The organism is Streptomyces sp. NPDC002206 (assembly GCF_053593595.1).
The window spans coordinates 223,229-242,340 of sequence record NZ_JBSFCW010000004.1 but is presented as its reverse complement, the minus strand read 5'-3'; the positions used below and the strand labels follow the sequence as shown (position 1 = coordinate 242,340).

The window sequence follows — 19,112 nt, the reverse complement described above, 5'->3', positions numbered from 1 at the left end:
ATGGCATCGACAGCCCCACCCACCCCACCCACCCCGCCGACTCCGCCGCCCCCATCGCAGGACCTGATAGCCGACCTGTCAGGACGCGTGGAACTCGCCCCCGGCGCCTTCCCCGCCGACAACCGCTTCACCAACGACGACCTGCTGCCCGTTCCCCTGGAACGGCGCAACTGGACGACGTACAACTTCGCCGCGCTCTGGGTCGGGATGGCCCACAACATCCCGTCCTGGCTGCTCGCCTCCGGCCTCGTCGCCCTCGGCATGGACTGGAAGCAGGCCGTCTTCACCATCGCGCTGGCCAACCTGATCGTGCTCGGCCCGATGCTGCTCACCGGCCACGCCGGCCCCAAGTACGGCATCCCGTTCCCCGTTCTGGCCCGCGCATCCTTCGGCCTGCGCGGCGCCAATCTGCCCGCGCTGATCCGCGCCGCGGTGGCCTGCGCCTGGTTCGGCATCCAGACCTGGATCGGCGGCGTCGGCATCTTCACCCTGCTCGGGAAGGCATTCGGCGGCTGGGCGAGCGCCTCCGAGATCGGCGGGCAGCCCTGGACGCTCTGGCTCTGCTTCGGCCTCTTCTGGGTGCTCGAACTCGCCATCATCTACCGGGGGATGGACACCCTGCGCCGGTTCGAGAACTGGGCGGCGCCGTTCGTCATCGTCGGCGCCGTGGCGCTGCTGATCTGGGTCGCCGTCAAGGCCGGTGGCTTCGGCCCGCTGCTCGACCAGCCGTCGAAGCTCGGCTGGGGCGCGGACTTCTGGCCGGTCTTCTTCCCGTCCCTGATGGGCATGATCGCCTTCTGGGCCACGCTCTCGCTCAACATTCCCGACTTCACCCGCTTCGGCGCCGGCCAACGTGCCCAGGTCTGGGGCCAGTCGCTGGGCCTGCCGACCACGATGACCCTCTTCGCGCTCCTCTCGGTCCTCGTCACCTCCGGCTCGCAGGCCGTGTACGGCGAGGCGATCTGGGACCCGGTCCAGCTCGTCGCCAGGACCGACAACGTCTTCGGTCTGCTCTACGCCCTGGTGACGGTGCTGATCGCGACGATCTCCGTCAACATCGCGGCGAACGTGGTGTCACCCGCGTACGACCTGGCCAACCTCGCGCCCAAGCTCATCAACTTCCGTACGGGCGCGCTTGTCACCGGTGTCGTCGGCGTCCTGATCATGCCGTGGAAGCTCACCGAGACCCCCGAGCTGTACATCTTCACCTGGCTCGGCCTGGTCGGAGGCCTGCTCGGTACGGTCGCGGGCATCCTGATCGCCGACTACTGGATCGTCCGACGCACCGTCCTCGACCTCGCCGACCTCTACCGCCCCGGCGGCCGCTACTGGTACACGCAGGGCTGGAACTGGCGCGCCGTCGTGGCCTTCGCCGTCGGCGGCATCCTCGCGATCGGCGGCTCCCACTCGGCCCCCGGCAAGGGCCCGTTCCCGGCGGACGGCCTGATCCCGTTGCTGAAGCCGCTCGCGGACTACGGCTGGGCGGTCGGCCTGACCTCCTCACTGGTGCTGTACGTGGTGCTCAGCGGCGGGCCGGCCGTCAGGTCGCACGGGTCATCTGCGCATTGATGTCGACTGTTTCGTCCGGCGGCGGCGTGGTCGTGGGCACCGGCTTGTCGAAGGCGGAGAAGTCCACGGTCGCGTCCGCCTTCGGCGAGCCGCCCGTCGCATCGATCCTCAACGGATACGGCTTGCCCGTGGCCGCGACGTACATCGTCAGCTTCTGACCGTGCCACGTCCGGACCAGCGGGACGACAGGAGCGCCCGCGAGTGTGGTCTTCCTTCCCTTGGTCAGTGTCCCCTTGTCGGATTTCGCGTTGTCGCTGACCACCTTCTGGAACGTGTCCAGGTCGCAGGCGCTCGACAGGCTGCTCAGCCGCGGGTCCGAGGCCGAGCCCTTCATATAGCGCCCGGCCAGAATCGCGGCGAGGGCGGAGCCGACGCTCGGGTCCCGGTTCTTCCAGAAGTCGGCATCCGGTTTGACCCAGACAGTGTTGCCCCGCTTCACGATCCGCACGGACCCCTGCTTCCCGCCGAGGCCCACCGACCCCGTGCAGTTGCCGGCCCGGTCCACGGTGAGATCCAGGGTCGTCGGCGCGCCGCCGTCGGCCGGCGTACTGCGGGTGCTGAGGTGCATGGAACGCGCGCCCAACAGGGCGTCGCTGGAGCGGTCGGCGATCTGCCGGGCGGAGAGTGTGTCGATGGGGTCGTCCGCCTGCGCAGTACCTGCGCCGAGCACGCCGCCGCTCGTGAGACCGAGCACGACGGTTGCTGCCCAGGCGGTCGCGGGCATGCCGATGTGTGGGCCGGTCACGTCGCCTCCCTCGGCAGGGGCTGTCGGACCGTTCAGGTCCGCGGTCCGACCTTCTGAGCGTACGCCGCGCCGGGATCGGTCGCGATTTCGGCGCGGGACCTCCATCCGCGTACGCAGGGTGAGGTCCTGCCTCGTTTTTGGTCACGGACGGTGGGGGACGGTGTCGGGGCACCGAGTTCGTCACCGCGAAGGGGAAAAACGACACATGAGGCTGTTCATGTCGATGTCCATGGGGAGTGTGTCCAGGGCCGTGCTGCGGGGCGCCGTGGTCGCGGGGGCGACCGCCGCCCTCGCGGTACCCGCGACCACGGCCACCGCTGTCACGCCCATGGCGACGCCGCCCGGTCTGTCCTGCGAGACCGGTAAGCACGAGATCGACGACTACACGGGATACGCGCTGTGCCGGAACAACGGCACCACGGCGCAGACCTTCTGGGTGCACCTGGTCTGCGGTTGGTCGCCGGACGTGGACGGCGAACACGTCACTCTCAACCCGGGCCGGTCCGGCCAGTCCACCGCGCACTGCGCCGGCCTCGGCACCGGGATCGGCGAGATCAGCGTCCAGCCGTAAGGTGCGTCCGGTACCTGTGGTAGCCGATGTCGTGCGCCGCCGCAGGTACCGGCCCCGAGGCGGTCCCCGACCGACGACCGGGTCATCAGCACTCCGGAGCCCGATCCAGGAGTGCGGCGAGCGCACCGGCCAACCGCGCCCGCAGCCCGTCCGGATCGCCGTCCACCCACCGGTGTTCCGCGTGGAACGCCGCCCAGTCCACCAGCCAGTCCAGCACCGTCTCCGGGCTGAAGCCGGCCGCGTGCGGGCCGAGCACCGTGCGCAGCAGCCGCGGCGACAACCGGGTCCGCGGGTGCTCCGCCAGCAGCACCGCGTCGTACAGATCCTTGGCTGCCGAACGGCCCTCGGCCTGCCGGTCCTCGGAGAGCCACAACAGCTTCCAGGCGAGCGAGAGCCCCTGACTCGCCGTGCGCACCGGTATGGGCGGCCCGCCGTCGATGCGCGGGCAGGCCGTCCACACCGGGGCTTCGGGCAGCCGCTCGTCCTGCGCGAAGTCCATCCGCAGCTCGCCCGGCGGCAGCCCGTCCGCCTGCCATGGGACGACGACGCGCACGCCGGGCGTCTCGTACGTCCGGTACATCCACACGCCGTCCGACGTCACCGCGCCCGGATCGATCCGGATGCCCTCTGGCGGCGGCGGACCCGCCTTGAGCGCTGCGGCGACCTCGTCCTGCGGGTCGGGACTCGGCTCCAGGGCTTCGGAGCCGAGCCAGTGCAGTCCGTCGGGTGCGAGCGAGGGCCGGGCCCCGCCGGTGGCGTGGCAGTCGCCGTCCGTCCACAGCTCGGGGGCCGCCGCGCCGTCCGCGGCTTCGGGCCACTGCTGGACGACGTCGATCCCGTCGACGTACGGATAGGGGTCGAGGCGGTCGACGAAGTCGTCCGCCGACGGCTCCAGCACGATCCAGTCCAGATCGCCCGGTTCCCGGGCAGCGGCGCCCACCCAGGCCTGGAGGGGCAGACTGCCGCGCAGGATCAGGCCGTCGCCCCACGACGACTCGGTGATCACCCGGAGCAGGTGATCCTGAACGGTGCGCCGGGCAGTCCGCCAGCGCGGTGCGAGGGTGGGGTCGCGGAATGCCGGCTCGCCGGGGAACGGCCGGTCCGCCGCACTCATACCGTCACCTCGGGCCGCCGCTCGCCTCGTTCCTCGACCGATCGCTCGGTACGTTCGTCGATCCAGCCCGCGTCCACTGCCGGATGGTCGTCGTGCACCACGAACTCCTCCTCGACCTCCATCACTTCGAGACCGGCAGCGGCCAGCGCACCGAGGAGGGCGTCGAGCCGGGCACGGGCCTCCGGGCGGCCGACCGCCCGGCAGCGCTGGGTGACGAACCGTTCGTGGCGCCCGTGCCCGGCCGTGCGACGGGCGTTGCGGGAGAGGTGCGCGCTGTGCCGCTCGGCCACGGCCCGCGCCGAGGCCACCTCCGGCTCACCCGACAGCAGCAGCTTGATGTGGTGCTCGAAGTGGCAGACCGGCGACAGCTCGGCCGCCTCGTTCGCCGTCCGCGGTATGTCCTCGTTCCATGGAGCCGCCTCGATCTTCACCCGTACGACCGAGAAGCCCGCCGCCCGCAGTTCGGCCGACCGGAGCCGGGCGGCGGCGCGCTGCTCGGTGAGGGTGCCCCGGCCGTGCTCGGTCAGCATGGGCTGGTCGGGCATGGCACCGCGGTCCAGGACGATGCGGGTGAGCTTCAGGCCGTGCTGATCGGCCCAGCGCTCCAGGCGCGCGCCGCGGACGGTGTGGGCATCGGGACGCACCGTCAGGTGCGTCTCGAACTCTCCCCGGAACGCCCTCTCGACGACTGTCCCCACTGGCCCCACCTGCCCCGTTGTGTGCTGCGCGCCGCCTCGGCCCGTTGTCGGAGAACGTAGCAACCGGCACTGACACTCACCGCCACGCCCTGCACTCCGCGTGGATCGGTTGAGTGGACCGCCCCCACTCGTTACCCTCCAGTAAGTCTGTACGGGCCGTCAGGTGCGGGCGCGCACCGATATGCGGGAGGCGGGCACCCCATGTCCTCAGCAGAAGCCGTGGAACTCACCGAGCCGAGCGATTCGACCGGACTGGTCGACACCGCACGGGCGTTGGCCGACGGCCGGACCACCTCGACACAGCAGGTGTCCGCCGTCCTCGCACGGATCGAAGCGAGCCAGAGCACTCTCAACGCCTTCCGTCATCTGCGTGGCACGTCCGCGCTCGCCGAAGCCGCGGAAGCCGACCGGCGGCTCGCCGCCGGTGAGCGGCTGCCGTTGCTCGGGGTGCCGGTCGCGGTCAAGGACGACACCGATATCGCGGGGATGCCCACCCACTTCGGCTGTCGCGGTGATCTGCCCGCGGCCGCCGAGGACAGCGAGGTCGTGCGCCGACTGCGCGCCGCCGGGGCCGTGATCGTCGGGAAGACCAACTCCTGCGAGCTCGGCCAGTGGCCCTTCACCGAAGGCCCCGCCTTCGGCGCCACCCGTAACCCGTGGCACACCGGGCACACCCCCGGCGGTTCGTCCGGAGGTTCGGCGGCGGCCGTCGCCGCCGGGCTGGTGCCCGCCGCGCTCGGTTCGGACGGTGCCGGGTCCGTCCGGATCCCCGCCGCATGGACCCATCTCATCGGTATCAAACCGCAGCGCGGCCGGATCTCCGTCCACCCGCACCACGACGCCTTCCAGGGCCTCACCGTCAACGGCCCGCTGGCCCGGACCGTCGCCGATGCCGCGCTGCTGCTCGACGCCGTCGCCGGAGCGCACCCCGACGACCTGCACCGGCCTCCGCCCGTCGCCGCCTCGGCAGCCGCGGGGCGCGACCCGGGCAGGCTGCGGATCGCCCTCGCCTGGCGGCCCCCGTTCACCCTCACCGGCTCGGCCCCCCACCCGGCCGTACGACGGGCCGTCACCGCGCTCGCCGAGGCGCTCGCCCGGCTCGGCCACCATGTCGAGGAGGCCAGGCCGCGCTACGGGCTGATCGGCCTCGGCTTCGTTCCCCGCGCCACCGCCGGGATCGCCGAACTTGCCGCGCTCCATCCCGAACCCGCCCTCCTCGACCCGCGCACCCGCAGCGCCCTGCGCACCGGCACCCGGCTCGGTGGCCGGGTGGTGCGAGCGGCCAGGGCACGGGAGGTGCGCCAGCACCGCAGGATCGGCAGGCTCTTCCGGACCTCCCCGGCCGGGGCCGGGTACGACGTGCTGCTGACCCCGACGACCGCCGCGCCCCCACCCCGGATCGGCGCATTCGACGGCCTCAGCGCCTGGCGTACCGATATGGCGATCACCGAGGCGTGCCCGTACGCCTGGCCGTGGAACGTGCTGGGCTGGCCAGGCATCAATGTCCCGGCCGGGTTCACGCCCGACGGACTTCCCGTCGGCGCCCAGTTGCTCGGCCCGTCCCGAAGCGAGGAGTTGCTGATCTCCCTGGCGGCCCAGCTGGAGGCCGATCAGCGGTGGTACGAGCACCGGCCACCGGCCTCCGCGGGCTCCTGACACACCGCCGGTCAGAGCGGCAGGCGGGCGCCGACCACCCACACCCCCGCCCTCAACAGCACGCCCTCCGCGGTCTCGTACGGCAGCAGGGTGTCCATCATCGAGGCCCGGGTGGCGTCGGAGACGGTGAGACCCGGCGTACGGGAGACGAAGAAGTCCACCGCGTCCGCCGCGTCCCGCCCCCAGCGGGTCGTGCCCGTCACGGGGACGATGCCGATCTCCTCGAAGCCCGCCGCGCCCAGCACCTTCCGGACGCGCTCCGGGTCGGAGAGCGAGGCCATGGCCACCGCCACGGTGTTCTCCACCGCGTGCTCCTGTCCCAGCAGGGAAGCCAGCAGCCCGAGCGCCTTGCGCTCCTCGCCGTCCGGCGACGGGGGCTGCGGGCAGATGAACGCCAGCCGGCCGCCGGGGCGCAGGGCGCGCGCGATATTGGTGAACGCCGCGATGTGGTCGGCGAAGAACATCACACCGCCCCGGCTGATCGCCACGTCATAGCCGGCCGGCTCGAAGGGATGGACCTGTGCGTCCCCCAACTCGTAGGAGACGAAGGGGAACTCTCCGGCGTCGGTGCGGGCCCTGGCGCGTTCGAGGAGCGGCACGGAGACGTCGACGCCGGTGACCCGGCCCCGTGGGGCGCGCCGCGCCGCGATCCGGGTCGAGAATCCGCTGCCGCAGCCGATGTCGACGACCCGGTCCTCCGGGCCGATCGCCGCGGCGTCGAACAGCGGCTCGTCGAAGCGGGCCACCATGGCGTTGTAGCGGTCGGGATGGTCGGCCCAGTGCCGGCCGAGCTGTCCGTTCCACGCGTCGGTGACGGTCATGCGTGCTCCTCGGTCCGTGTGGTGAGGGTGGCCTCGATGCGCTCGACGGCACAGATCGCGCCGAACGCGATCAGATGAACCAGACAGTGATCGGTGAACGGCGGCGCCAGCCAGGCCGCCACATCCTCGTCCGTGATCCGGTACGGGGCGCGCGCCGCGAGCAGCGCCAGCCGTGCACCCGGCCGCTCCGCCCGGTCCGGCAGCCCCTCTCCCTGCAGGGGGAGCGGTGCGACGCCGTCCCAGGCCGCCACCGATGTCCGTACCAGCGCCGCGTCCTCGTCACCGAGCAGCCCCGCACCCAGGTGAGCCGCCGTACGCAGCGCGCCGAACGCGGTGCCGATCGGGGTGTCCGCTGCCCACCCGGGCGCCGCCCCCTCCGTCTCCAGCAGGGCGAGGCTCTCGCCGGGAACGAGTTCGCGGCGGACCGTACGGGCCAGCGAGCGGCCCGCCACGCTCCGTACCAGGCGGTATTTCTGGGCGCCCCCGGGCAGCATGTCCTCCGTCAGCAGGGACGACACGATTCGGTTGATGAAGTGGAAGGCGAGCGCCGTCCCGATGTACTCCGGTGCCTGCCCGGACGGGAACGGCTGTGACGTACTCATGTCCTTTCCCCACGCCAGCAGTTGACGGTGTGCAGGGTCCTCGGGCTGCTCGCCGCGAGCGATCCTCTCGGCCAGCGCGTGGTCGCCGGTGGCATGCAGGAGCACGGTGTGCGCGGTGACGCAGTACGGGCACCGGTTGGCGAGCGACACCCCTGCCGCCACCACCTCCTTGCCGGTGCGCGACGCCTGCCCGGCCAGCAGGGACTCCCGCATGACGGCCCAGGTGCCGGCCAGCAGGGGCGGCGAGGCGGACAGGACGACGAAGGTCGTGGCGCGATCGATTCCGAAGTCGGTGGCCAGCTGCGCGTACACGTCGGCGACCACTCCGGTCGCTGCTCCCGGCGGTTCGGGTGAGGTGTATCGGAAGGTTTCGGTCATGGCGACGATGCTCGCCCGCCGCACCGTGCTCGGTCGTCGTACCCCCGAAGGCAGTTGAGGGTGATGCCGGACGACCGGAGTCGGCCGCGACTACTACCCCGGGAGTAGCGCGGAGCCCGTCCAGCAGGATGATGACGGGCCTGTTGTGCGGGAGCTAGGGTGCGGCTCATGCAGGGGGACATCGACCGGCGGATTCGCCTGCTGGACGCGGCGCTCGCCGTCGCCATCGGGGCGGCGGTCCTCGCCGCGGCCTGTGCCGCATCGAGGCCGGACCCATTCGACCTGCTGCTCGTCGCAGTGGGCACCCTGGCCCTTGCCGGGCACCGGTGGGCTCCGCGCGCCGTGCTCGCCGTCACCACCGTCTCCATGCTGGGGTACGTCGTGCACGCGCACCCCGGCAGCTGGGCGGCGTTCCCCGTACTGGCAGCTGTGCATACGGCGGCGCGCGGCGGACGACGCGCGTGGGGTATCGCCGCGGGCACCCTCTTCCTCGCCGGGTACTTCACGGTCCTGATCGTCGCCGCTCCGGGCGCGCAGGACACCGTCGAGCGGACGCTGCTGCTGCTCGGCTGGTTCCTCTGCGCCGGGGTCACCGGACTCATCGACAAGAACTGGCAGGCGTATCTCCGCCAGACCGAACAGCGGGCGCTCGAGGCCGAACGCAACCGAGACGAGACGGCGCTGCGCCGGGCTGGTGAGGAGCGGCTGCGGATCGCCCGGGAGCTGCACGACTCACTGACCCACTCCATCTCGATCGTCAAGCTCCAGGCGGGAGTTGCTGTCCACCTGGCGCGCAAGCGGGGCAGCGAGGTGGAGCCGGCACTGCTCGCGATTCAGGAAGCGAGCGGCGAGGCGATGCGGGAGCTGCGGGCGACACTGGAGGTACTGCGCACCGATGTGGTGGAGCCGGGCACGGGGCTGGACCGCATCGACGAGCTGGTCGAGCGGGCCCGTACCGCGGGCATCGAACTCACCGTCACCGTGGCAGGCGTCGAACGCCCCCTGCCGGCGGACGTCGACCGGGCCGCGTACCGCATCGTGCAGGAAGCACTCACCAACGTGGCCCGGCACGCCGACCGCGCCAGGACAACCATCGAACTGGTCTACGGCGAACATGTGCTGACCGTACGCGTCGACGATCAGGGGCCCGGTGCTCCCGGCGACGCCGTCACCGCCGGTACCGGACTCACCGGCATGGGCGAACGTGTCAGGGCCCTCGGTGGCACCCTCGCCGCGGCACCACGCCCGGACGGCGGCTTCTCCGTATGTGCCGAACTGCCCCTGCTGATATCGGGAACCACCGTATGAACCATCAGGACACGATCCGGGTGCTGATCGTCGACGACCAGGCCCTGATGCGTGCCGGGTTCCGCGCCCTGCTGGACGCCGAGGACGGCATCGAAGTGATCGGCGAGGCAGCCGACGGCCGTCAGGGAGTGGAACTGGCCCGCCACCACATCCCGGACGTGGCCCTCGTCGACGTACAGATGCCCCTGATGAGCGGCATCGAGGCCACCCGCGAGATAGCCGCCGACCCGCTACTGGCCGGTGTCCACGTCGTCATCCTCACCAATTACGGGCTCGACGCGTACGTCTTCGACGCGCTGCGCGCCGGGGCCGCCGGGTTCCTTCTCAAGGACACCGAACCCGCCGAACTCCTCCAGGCCATCCGTGTAGCGGCCCGCGGCGACGCCCTGCTGTCGCCCGCCATCACCCGCCGGCTGATCGGCGAGTTCGTCTCCCGGCCGCCCGACCGGGCCACGGCCCCCGGCTTCGAGACCCTGACCCGCCGTGAACGCGAGGTCAGTGCGCTGGCCGCACGGGGGCTGACCAACGAGGAGATCGCCGCGCACATGGTGATCAGCCCGTTCACCGCGAAGACCCACATCAGCCGGGCGATGACGAAGCTCGGCGCCCGCGACCGGGCCCAACTCGTGGTCTTCGCCTACGAGTCGGGTCTCGTCGCACCACGGGATGCGCACTGAGGAACACCGCATTGCTTCTCCGGCGGCAGCAAGAGGCTCTGACCTGCGAGTACTTGGCCGGCAGGGCATCGGCCAATTCCAGCGAGGACCGCCCGACGCGGGCCCGGCCGGCTTCCCACGTCGGCACCGGCCGCCCGCCTCTGCGTACGCAGGCGTGAACGCCTGGGAGTATCGTCCACGAGTACGAACACGCCGCGTGACCTGGGCGGACGCGGTTTCCGGCAAGGGCGGGGTGGGCTTCTTTGCCGACCGGATCTGAACGGCGGCCCGCGACGGGGCGCGCGACAGGGTCCGGGCGGTGACACCGCCCGGACCCTCTCGGTGGGCCGGAACTAGGCCTTCTGCAAGGCGAAGTTCAACGTTGTCGTCGCTCCCTTTCTGATCTTCACAGTCGTCATCTGTGACTGATAGCCGTTGTTCGCGCAGATCACCTGCAACGGGTTTCCGGCATCGAGCCACAGCTGGTAGCGGCCGCTCGCATCGGTCCTGAGTGTGTAGTGCGCCGCCGACGTGGTGATCTGGACCGTGGCGCCTGGCATCGGAGCCGACGGCCCGGTGACCGTCCCGGTGATCTTGCCCCAGGTCTTCGGCGGGTTGACCGTCATCGACACGGGGATGTTCGGCACCGCGTACGGCGTGTTCGGCGTGATCACCAAAGCCGCCGTGTACGTCCCGGGCTGCGTGATGCTCGGAACATTCGCGTCGGCGGTCACGGTGACCGTGGCGCTGGCACCCGGCGCGATCGTGAGCGTCTGCGGGTTCGGTGTCAGCCAGCTCACGTCCTTCGTGTCGTCGCAGTCGGCCATGCCCGGCAACACCTCGGCGCCGGACTGCGGCTGGAGATCGCCGAACTCGTTCCTGGAGATACCACCGATCTTGTAGAACCCGCACGCGCTACCGGCGCGGTACACCGCGTTGTTCGAGTTCGGGATGGTCGTCCAGGTGTCGCTGGCCGGCTCGTAGCCGAAGCCCTGGTTGGTGACCACTGCGCCGTGCTCCGTGACACCACCGGAGACCAGCAACCGGCCCTCGGCCGTCGTGTACCCCGATCCCCACAGGTCGATGGGCAGATCGGCCGCCGGCGACCAGGAGTCGGCATTCGGATCGTAGACGTACGTGTGGCGCGTCGAGCCGCCGGTGGAGGTTTCGCCGCCGGCGCAGTAGAGCTCGCCGGAGAGCGCGCCGCACGACTCCCAGGCCACAGGCTCGGGGTAGTCGGCGGCGCGGCTCCACGAGTCGCCGGCCGGGTCGTACACCATGACGTCCGTGGCGCCACAATCCGCGGCGCAGCCGCCGACGACGTACATCTTGCCGCCGACAACCGCGACACCGGAGGCCGCGAGCGCGTGGGGGTTGGTCGCCGCGGTCGTCCACGCATTCGTCGCGGGGTCGTAGACCTCGGTCTTGCCGTCGGGGTTTCCGGTGCCTCCCCAGCCGCCTGTTGCGTAGATCTTCCCGTTCAGTACCGCCATCGCCGGCTTCGCGCGTCCGTCCGCGGGGCCCGCCGTCCGAGACCAGCTGCCCGCGGCCGGGTCATAGGCGTACATCCCGTGGTAGAAATCGGCGCCTGACGTCCCGAACACCGAGTAGATCTTGCCGCCGAGCGAGACGACGCCGTTGTCCGTGACCGGTCCCGCCGAGTAGTCGGCGATCGAGGTCCACGGCGCGTCGGCCGGTACCGAGGTGTTCGGTACTGCACTGGTCGCCGTGTGGCTCGAGCCGTTCTTGTCAGGCAGGAACAGCGGCGAGTACGTGCCCTTGATCCGCATGGTGGGCGCGCCGTGCGCGGTCAACGGTGTCGTGCCGCCGGCCTTCTCGCCGAACGTCACCTTGGCCGGTGCGGTGCCGGTGTTCTTGACGGTGACGGCCTGGCCGGCCTTCCCCTGCCAGGGCACGGTCAAGCCGATGTCGGCCGTCGTGATGGTGATCCTGCCGGCCTTGAGCGTGAGCGGCGTCCGGGTCACCGCGTCCGCCACCACATCGACGTGGGCTGTGGTCGTGGCGTAGTTCCGCCGCGCCGCCGTGAAGTCGTGCGTACCGGTCAGCGACGAGAACATCCAGTAGTAGCCGTCGGACACATTCGGGTCGTCCGGCGTGGCGGCGGTTGTCGCGTGCTCGGCCGGTTTCTCGGCGCTCGCGACGGTCGCGCCGACAACAGGCTTGTCCGTATTGGCGTCGGTGACCGTTCCGGCCACCAGACCGCCCGGGATCGGGTCACATGTGTGGTTGCCGAGGAAGACGTCGTCCACCTGCCACCACGCTTGATAACCGTTGGTGAGGTGGAACCGCACCTGCACGGCGGACTGGTGAGCGGCCATCGGCAGCGGTACGTCGACGTGTGCCGGGCCGCGCAGGTCGTTCGCCCGGTGCCAGGCGCTCTTCCACGTGGCGCCGCCGTCCGTGGTGACATCGACGTTGGCGTCGGACACGGAAACGGGAGCCGCCAAGTCGGTGTCGAACGACAGGACCGGATTCGCGGCATCGGAGAAGTCGGTCACCGGGGAGATCAGCGACATGTCCGCCGGGTTGTTCCAGGCCCAGTTGTTGGTGTTGGTGACGGCGAAGTTGCCGCTACCGCCGGTGTTGTTCTTCTGGCTCGACCCGAACGCCGTCAGCGGCGGGTTGTCGAACTGCCAGGCGCCCACGTCGGTGTTCTTCAAGGTCCAACCGGCCGGAGTCGACGTGTCGTCGAACGTCTCCGTCGTACCCGTGTTGTGGGCCTTGTACCCGGGTGCAAGGCAGTCGTACACGTCGATCGGGACGCTGACGTCGGCCGTGACGTCCGAGGTTCCGACGGTCACGTCCTTGGTCACCGCCTGGTAGCCCGGGTAGTTCGGGTTCACGTGGAGCGTGTACGTCTGGCCCTGCAGCAGCTTCAGGTTGTAGCGGCCGGTGTAGGGGTCGGTTTGGACCGGCCCACCCGGTACGCCGTCGACGGTGATCGTCGCATAGAGCGGCCAGGGGTGGCCCGAGCCGTCGGTGACCGTACCGGAGATCGTCGACGAGGCGGAGACCGGGTCGAGCGCGAAGTCCTCGGTCACCGAGCCGCCCTCGGTGACGGTGACACCGTTGATGGTCTTGGTCGCGTATCCGTACGCCGCAGTCGTCGCGTCGTACGTGCCCACCGGCGCGAAGACTCTGTAGTGGCCGGACGTGTCGGTGATGGCCTTCGAGTCGCCGACCGTCACCGTGGCGCCGGCCACCGGCGTGTTCGTCGATGAGTCGGTGACGGTACCGGTGACGACGCCGTGCGGGCCGCTGGTGAACGCGGCGAGACCGTTCGGCGTGCCGAGTCCGGTCGGGCCGTCATAACCGGCGCCTGCCGTGCACAGGTACGCCGGCGAGCACGTGCCGTTGCTTCCGGCGGTCACATCGTTCAGGTGCGCCGTGCCGGCGTACGGGTAGCCGGCGGGGTATGTGCCCGCGGCCGGGGTACCGGCGGCGGCGTACACGCCCGCGATGATCGGCGACGAGGCACTGGTCCCGCCGAACATGCTCCAGCCGCCCGCCTGGAAGGAGTTGTAGACGGCGACGCCGGTGGCCGGGTCGGCTACCGCTGCGACGTCGGCCACGGAGCGCTCCGAGCAACCGCTGTCGGTCTGCCACGCCGGCTTCGCCTCGTAGAGCGAGCAACCGCTGCCCGCGCCGCTCCACACGGACTCCTTCCAGCCGCGCGCGCTCGAGTCCCGGACGAGACTCGTGCCGCCGACCGCCGTGACGTACTGCGACGCGGCCGGGTAGGACACGCCGAAAGCGCTGTCACCGCTGGACGCCACGACAGCGACGCCCGGGTGGTTGTAATGCGGGTCGGCCTCGGTGACGTCGGACGGGTCCTCGCCGGTGCCCGGCGTGCTGTTGTACCCGGTGCCGTACGAGTTGGAGACGTACTTCGCGCCGAGCGCGACCGCCTCGTCCACCGCGGCACCCATGTTCTCGATGGTCGAACTGTCTGCTTCGACCAGCAGGATGTGGGCGTTGGGGGCGGCGGCGGACACCATGTCCACGTCGAGGGATATCTCACCGGCCCATCCCGGGTCGGCGGACGGGTAGTTCGTGCCGCCGCGCTGGTCGACCTTGCGGAAGCAGCCGTTGGCCGTGGTGCACGCGGGCAGACCGTACTGCTGGCGGTAGACCGCCAGGTCGGCTTCGGCGTTCGGGTTGTCATAGGCGTCCACGATCGCCACGGTCTGCCCGGCACCGCCGTCCGCGGGCAGCGAGTACGCGTTCTGCAGGTCGCCGGCGCCGAAACCCGCCGGGGTCGCGGACTGCCGCTGCACACCGGTGCGAGCGGGCACGTCGGTGCGGCGCATCGCCATGCAGGTGACGTGCCCTGGCTTGGGGTCCGCGCACTGCCGGACGGCTGCGGCCTTGCCGGAGGGCGCGGCGACCGCGGGGGCCGCGGTGGGCACTTGGAGTCCGATGAGGGCAAGCGCTGCCGACAGGAGGCCGGCTACCGCGGTTGCGGCTCGCCCTCCACGTCCACCGCGCGGTCTGAGACGGATTGTAGGCAAGGAGATTCTCCTGAAACTGAGGTGACCGGGTGATGAGGATGTCTCCGCCCCGATCGCGGCTCGATCAGAGCGTTGACGTCATGCGTCTGGACGACGGCCCGCGATGGGGCGGCGCGAGAGGGGCCGGGCGGTGTCACCGCCCGGGCCCTTTCGCTCGGCCGGAACTAGGCCTTCTGCAAGGCGAAGTTCAGGGCCGTCGTCTCTCCCTTTCTGATCTTTACGGTCGTCCCCTGCGGCTGATAGCCGTCGTTCGAGCAGACCACTTGCAACGGGTTGTTCCGGACATCGAGCCACAGCTGGTAGTGGCCACTCGCGTCGGTCCTGAGTGTGTAGTGCGCGCCCGGTGTGTCGATCTGGACCGTGGCGCCGGGCATCGGCCCGGACGGTCCGGTGACCGTGCCGGTGATCTTGCCCCAGGTCTTCGGCGGGTTGACCGTCATCGACACGGGGACGTTCGGCACCGCGTACGGCGTATCCGTCCCGATCACGAGAGCCGCCGTGTACGTGCCGGGCTGCGTGATGCTCGGAACATTCGCGTCGACGGTCACGGTGACCGTGGCGCTGGCACCCGGTGCGATCGTGAGCGTCTTCGACTTCGGCGACAGCCAGCTCACGTCGTTCGTGTCACCGCAGTCGGCCAAGCCCGGCAACACCTCGGCACCGGCCACGGTATGGCCGTCGAAGCCGCCATCCTGGTCACCCAGGCGACCACCGATCTTGTAGAACCCGCATGCGCTACCACCGCGGTAGAGCGCGTTGTTCGAGTTCGGGATCGGCGTCCAGGTGTCGTCGGCCGGGTCGTAGCCGAAGCCCTGGTTGGTGACCACGGTGTCGTGCTCCGTGACACCACCGGAGACCAGCAACCGGCCCTCTGCCGTCGTGTACCCGGATCCGTACATGTCGATGGGCATATCGGCCGCCGGCGACCACGAGTCGGAATGCGGGTCGTAGACGTACGTGTGGCGTGTCGCGCCGCCGGAGCTGGACTCGCCGCCGGCGCAGTAGAGCTTGCCGGAGATCGCGCCGCACGACTCCCAGGCGATCGGCTCGGGGTAGTCGGCGTCGCGGCTCCAGGAGTCGGTGGCCGGGTCGTACTCCATGACGTCCGTGGCGCCGCAATCCAATTCGTGGCAGCCGCCGACGACGTACATCTTGCCGTCGAGAACCGCGACGCCGGAGGCCGCGAGCGGGTGCGGGTTGGCTGCCGCGGTCGTCCACGCATCCGTCGCCGGGTCGTACACCTCGGTCTTGCCGTCGGGGTGTCCCCAATCGCGGTCGTCCAGCCCCCAGCCGCCGGTTGCGTAGATCTTCCCGTTCAGTACCGCCATCACCGGGTTCTCGCGCTTGTCGGCGGGGTTGGCCCGCTGAGACCAGCTGCCCGCAGCCGGGTCATAGGCGTACATCGTGTTGTAGATACCGTTGTCGCCGTACCCGAACGCTGAGTAGACCTTGCCGCCGAGCGAGACGGCGGCGTTGTCCATGACCGTGCCCGCCGGGTAGTCGGCGATCGAGGTCCACGGCCCGTCGGCCGGTACCGAGCTGTTCGGTGCGGCACGGGTCGCCTTGCGGATCGAGCCGTCCTTGATCTGGGACAGCGGCGAGTACGTACCCTTGATCCGCACGGTGGGCGCGCCGTGCGCGGTCAACGGCGTGGAGCCGCCGAACTGCTCGCCGAGCGTCACCTTGGCCGGCGCGCTGCCGGTGTTCTTGACGGTGACGGCCTGGCCGGCCTTCCCCTGCCAGGGCACGGTCATGCCGACCCTGGGCGTGATCGTGATCCTGCCGGCCTTGAGCGTGAGCGGCGTCCGGGTCACCGCGTCCGCCACCACATCGACGTGGGCTGTGGTCGTGGCGTAGTTCCGCCGCGCCGCCGTGAAGTCGTGCGTACCGGTCGGCGACGAGAACACCGCGTAGAAGCCGTCGGACACATTCGGGTCGTCCGGCGTCGCAGTGGTTGTCGCGTGCTCGGCCGGCTTCTCGGCGCTCGCGACGGTCGCGCCGACAACAGGCTTGTCCGTATTGGCGTCGGTGACCGTTCCGGCCACCAGGCCGCCCTGGATCGGGTCACACGTGCGGTTGCCGAGGAAGACGTCGTCCACCTGCCACCACCCCGGGAAAGGCCCTGTGAGGCGGAACCGCATCTGTACGGCGGACTGGTGAGCGGACATCGGCAACGGCAGGTCGACGTGCGCCGGGCCAGGCTCGTCGACCGCCAAACGGTGCCATACGTTCTTCCACGTGGCGCCGCCGTCAATGGTGACGTCGACGTCCGCGATGCCCCCGTATGCCCGGAGGTCGGTGTTGAACGACACGACCGGGTTCGCGTCGCCGGAGAAGTCCGTCACCGGGGAGACCAGTGACATGTCATACGGGTCACGGCTCGATGTGTGGTTGGTGTTGGTGACGGCGAAGTTGCCGCTACCGCCGGTGTGGTTGCCCTGGGTCGCACCGGGAGCCGTCAGCGGCGGGTCGTTGAACGCCCATGCGCCCGCGGCCGTGTTTTTCAAGGTCCAGCCGGCCGGAGTCGTCGGGGCATCGAACGTCTGCGTCGTTCCCTTGTTGTGGGCCGTGTACCCGGGCGCGATGCAGTCGTACACCGCGACCGGGACGTTGACGTCGGTATTGACGTTCGACGTTCCGACCGTCACGTCCTTCGTCTCCGCCTGGTAGCCCGGGTAGTTCGGGTTCACGTGGAGCGTGTACGTCTGGCCCTGCAGCAGCTTGAGGCTGTAGCGGCCGGTGTACGGGTCCGTGTGGACCGGTCCGCCCGGTACGCCGTCGACGGTGATCGTCGCATAGAGCGGCCAGGGGTGGCCCGAGCCGTCGGTGACCGTGCCGGACACCGTCGACGTCGGCAGCGGGTCGAGCGCGAAGTCCTCGGTCACCGAGCCGCCGTCGGTGACGGTGACGCCGCTGAGCTTCTTGCTCGCGTACCCGTACTCCGCGGCCGTCGCGTCGTACGTACCGACCGGCACGGAGGCGCTGTAATGACCGGACGTGTCGGTGATGGCCCTCGAGTCGCCGACCGTCACGGTGGCACCGACCACCGGTGCTCTCGTCGACGCGTCGGTGACGGTACCGGTGACGATACCGTGCGGACCGGTGGTGAACGCGGCGAGACCGTTCGGCGTGCCGAGCCCGGTGGGGCCGTCGTAGCCGGGGCCCGCGGTGCACAGCGCCGCCGGGGTGCAGGTGCCGTTGTTGCCGGTGGTCACGTCGTTGAGCGCAGCGGCCTTCGCGTACGGGTAGGCGTTGGGGTACGTTCCCGCGGCCGGGGTGCCGGCCACCGCGTAGACGCCCGCGATGAGCGGGGAGGAGGCGCTCGTTCCGCCGTACACCGCCCAGCCGCTGCCGCCGTAGGTCTGGTAGACCGAGACGCCGGTCGCCGGGTCGGCGACCGCGGAGACGTCGGCGACGGTGCGGTTCGCGCACGCGGTGTCGGTCTGGAACGCGGGCTTGGGCTCGTAGAGCGAACAGCCCGAACCGGTGCCGCCGCTGTCGCCCTGCCACACCGACTCGCTCCAGCCGCGGCTGGTACCGGAGTCCCTTACCAGGGCGGTGCCGCCGACGGAGGTGACGTACTGGGAGGCCGCCGGATAGCTGACGCCGTAGCTGCTGTCACCGGAGGACGCGACGACCGCGACGCCCGGGTGGTTGTAGTAGGGGTCCATGGCGGTGAGTTCCGCCGGGTCCTCGCCGCTGCCCGGCGTGCTGTCGTAGAAGGTGCCGTAGGAGTTGGAGACGTACTTCGCGCCGAGTGCGACCGCCTGGTCCACCGCGGCACCGAGGTCGGCGAAGTTCGCGCTGTCCGCCTCGACCAGCAGGATGTGGGCGTTGGGTGCGGCGGCGGACACCATGTCCACGTCGAGGGATATCTCGCCGGCCCATCCCGGGTCGGCGGCCGGGTAGTTCGTGCCGCCGCGCTGGTCGACCTTGGTGAAGCAGCCGTTGGCCGTGGTGCACGCGGGCAGACCGTACTGCTGGCGGTAGACCGCCAGGTCTGCTTCGGCGTTCGGGTCGTCGTAGGCGTCCACGATCGCGACGGTCTGGCCGGCGCCGCCGTCCGCGGGCAGCGTGTAGGCGTTCTGCAGGTCGCCGGCGCCGAAACCGGCCGGGGTCGCGGATTGGCGCTGCACACCGGTGCGAGCGGGCACGTCGGTCCGGCGCATCGCCATACAGGCGAACTCCCCGGGCTTGGGGTCTCCGCACTGCCGGACCACCGCGGTCTTGCCGGAGGACGCGGCGACCGCAGGCGCCGCGGTGGGCACTTGGAGTCCGATGAGAGCGAGCGCTGCCGACATGAGGCCGGCAACCGCGGTAGCGGCCCGCCCTCCACGTCCACCGCTCGGTCTGAGACGGGCTGTACGCAAGAAGAGTCTCCTGAAACGGAGGTGACCGGGCGATGACGACGTCCCCCGCCCGATCGCGGCCCGATCAGACCGCCGCCGTATTCAATTGCCTA

The 19,112-nt window shown here is 70.6% G+C and carries 12 protein-coding genes; 5 read left to right on the top strand and 7 right to left on the bottom strand.

Annotated features, from left to right (window positions below):
- Positions 1-1,569, top strand: coding sequence for an NCS1 family nucleobase:cation symporter-1 (locus tag ACWCP8_RS11545; RefSeq protein ID WP_451115598.1), 1,569 nt, complete (start codon positions 1-3; stop codon positions 1,567-1,569).
- On the opposite strand, the gene ACWCP8_RS11540 is transcribed toward ACWCP8_RS11545, so the two are convergent.
- Positions 1,541-2,314, bottom strand: a complete 774-nt coding sequence (locus ACWCP8_RS11540; RefSeq protein ID WP_451115596.1) for a hypothetical protein — start codon at positions 2,312-2,314, stop codon at positions 1,541-1,543. The genes ACWCP8_RS11545 and ACWCP8_RS11540 overlap by 29 nt on opposite strands.
- A 217-nt stretch (positions 2,315-2,531) precedes the next feature.
- Here ACWCP8_RS11540 and ACWCP8_RS11535 point away from each other — a divergent pair, with 217 nt between their 5' ends.
- On the top strand, positions 2,532-2,885 hold the full coding sequence (locus ACWCP8_RS11535) for a hypothetical protein (protein ID WP_352265178.1): 354 nt from the start codon (positions 2,532-2,534) through the stop codon (positions 2,883-2,885).
- An 85-nt stretch (positions 2,886-2,970) separates the two neighbouring features.
- On the opposite strand, the gene ACWCP8_RS11530 is transcribed toward ACWCP8_RS11535, so the two are convergent.
- Both ACWCP8_RS11530 and ACWCP8_RS11525 read right to left on the bottom strand, forming a co-directional pair.
- Positions 2,971-3,999: a nucleotidyl transferase AbiEii/AbiGii toxin family protein gene (locus ACWCP8_RS11530; protein ID WP_451115594.1), complete on the bottom strand. Its 1,029-nt coding sequence runs from the start codon at positions 3,997-3,999 to the stop codon at positions 2,971-2,973.
- Positions 3,996-4,697, bottom strand: coding sequence for a hypothetical protein (locus ACWCP8_RS11525; RefSeq protein ID WP_451115592.1), 702 nt, complete (start codon positions 4,695-4,697; stop codon positions 3,996-3,998). The genes ACWCP8_RS11530 and ACWCP8_RS11525 overlap by 4 nt, the downstream gene beginning before the upstream one ends.
- Positions 4,698-4,898: 201 nt before the next feature.
- Between ACWCP8_RS11525 and ACWCP8_RS11520 the strand changes: the two genes are divergently transcribed.
- Positions 4,899-6,353 carry an amidase gene (locus ACWCP8_RS11520; RefSeq protein ID WP_451115590.1) on the top strand — a complete coding sequence of 485 codons (1,455 nt, stop codon included), beginning with the start codon at positions 4,899-4,901 and terminating at the stop codon, positions 6,351-6,353.
- A gap of 11 nt (positions 6,354-6,364) precedes the next feature.
- Here ACWCP8_RS11520 and ACWCP8_RS11515 read toward each other — a convergent pair whose 3' ends face one another.
- Positions 6,365-7,174: a class I SAM-dependent methyltransferase gene (locus tag ACWCP8_RS11515; protein WP_355997418.1), complete on the bottom strand. Its 810-nt coding sequence runs from the start codon at positions 7,172-7,174 to the stop codon at positions 6,365-6,367.
- Positions 7,171-8,154: a carboxymuconolactone decarboxylase family protein gene (locus tag ACWCP8_RS11510; RefSeq protein WP_451115587.1), complete on the bottom strand. Its 984-nt coding sequence runs from the start codon at positions 8,152-8,154 to the stop codon at positions 7,171-7,173. Before ACWCP8_RS11510 ends, ACWCP8_RS11515 begins: the two co-directional genes overlap by 4 nt.
- A 168-nt stretch (positions 8,155-8,322) precedes the next feature.
- Between ACWCP8_RS11510 and ACWCP8_RS11505 the strand changes: the two genes are divergently transcribed.
- The gene (locus tag ACWCP8_RS11505) at positions 8,323-9,462 is read left to right on the top strand and encodes a sensor histidine kinase (protein WP_352265133.1); all 1,140 of its coding nucleotides are present in this window, start codon (positions 8,323-8,325) and stop codon (positions 9,460-9,462) included.
- Positions 9,459-10,139, top strand: a complete 681-nt coding sequence (locus ACWCP8_RS11500) for a response regulator transcription factor (protein WP_352265135.1) — start codon at positions 9,459-9,461, stop codon at positions 10,137-10,139. Before ACWCP8_RS11505 ends, ACWCP8_RS11500 begins: the two co-directional genes overlap by 4 nt.
- 332 nt (positions 10,140-10,471) lie before the next feature.
- On the opposite strand, the gene ACWCP8_RS11495 is transcribed toward ACWCP8_RS11500, so the two are convergent.
- Both ACWCP8_RS11495 and ACWCP8_RS11490 read right to left on the bottom strand, forming a co-directional pair.
- The gene (locus ACWCP8_RS11495) at positions 10,472-14,548 is read right to left on the bottom strand and encodes a carboxypeptidase regulatory-like domain-containing protein (protein ID WP_451115585.1); all 4,077 of its coding nucleotides are present in this window, start codon (positions 14,546-14,548) and stop codon (positions 10,472-10,474) included.
- A gap of 266 nt (positions 14,549-14,814) precedes the next feature.
- Positions 14,815-18,951: a carboxypeptidase regulatory-like domain-containing protein gene (locus tag ACWCP8_RS11490; protein WP_451115583.1), complete on the bottom strand. Its 4,137-nt coding sequence runs from the start codon at positions 18,949-18,951 to the stop codon at positions 14,815-14,817.
- Between the last annotated feature and the right edge of the window lie 161 nt (positions 18,952-19,112).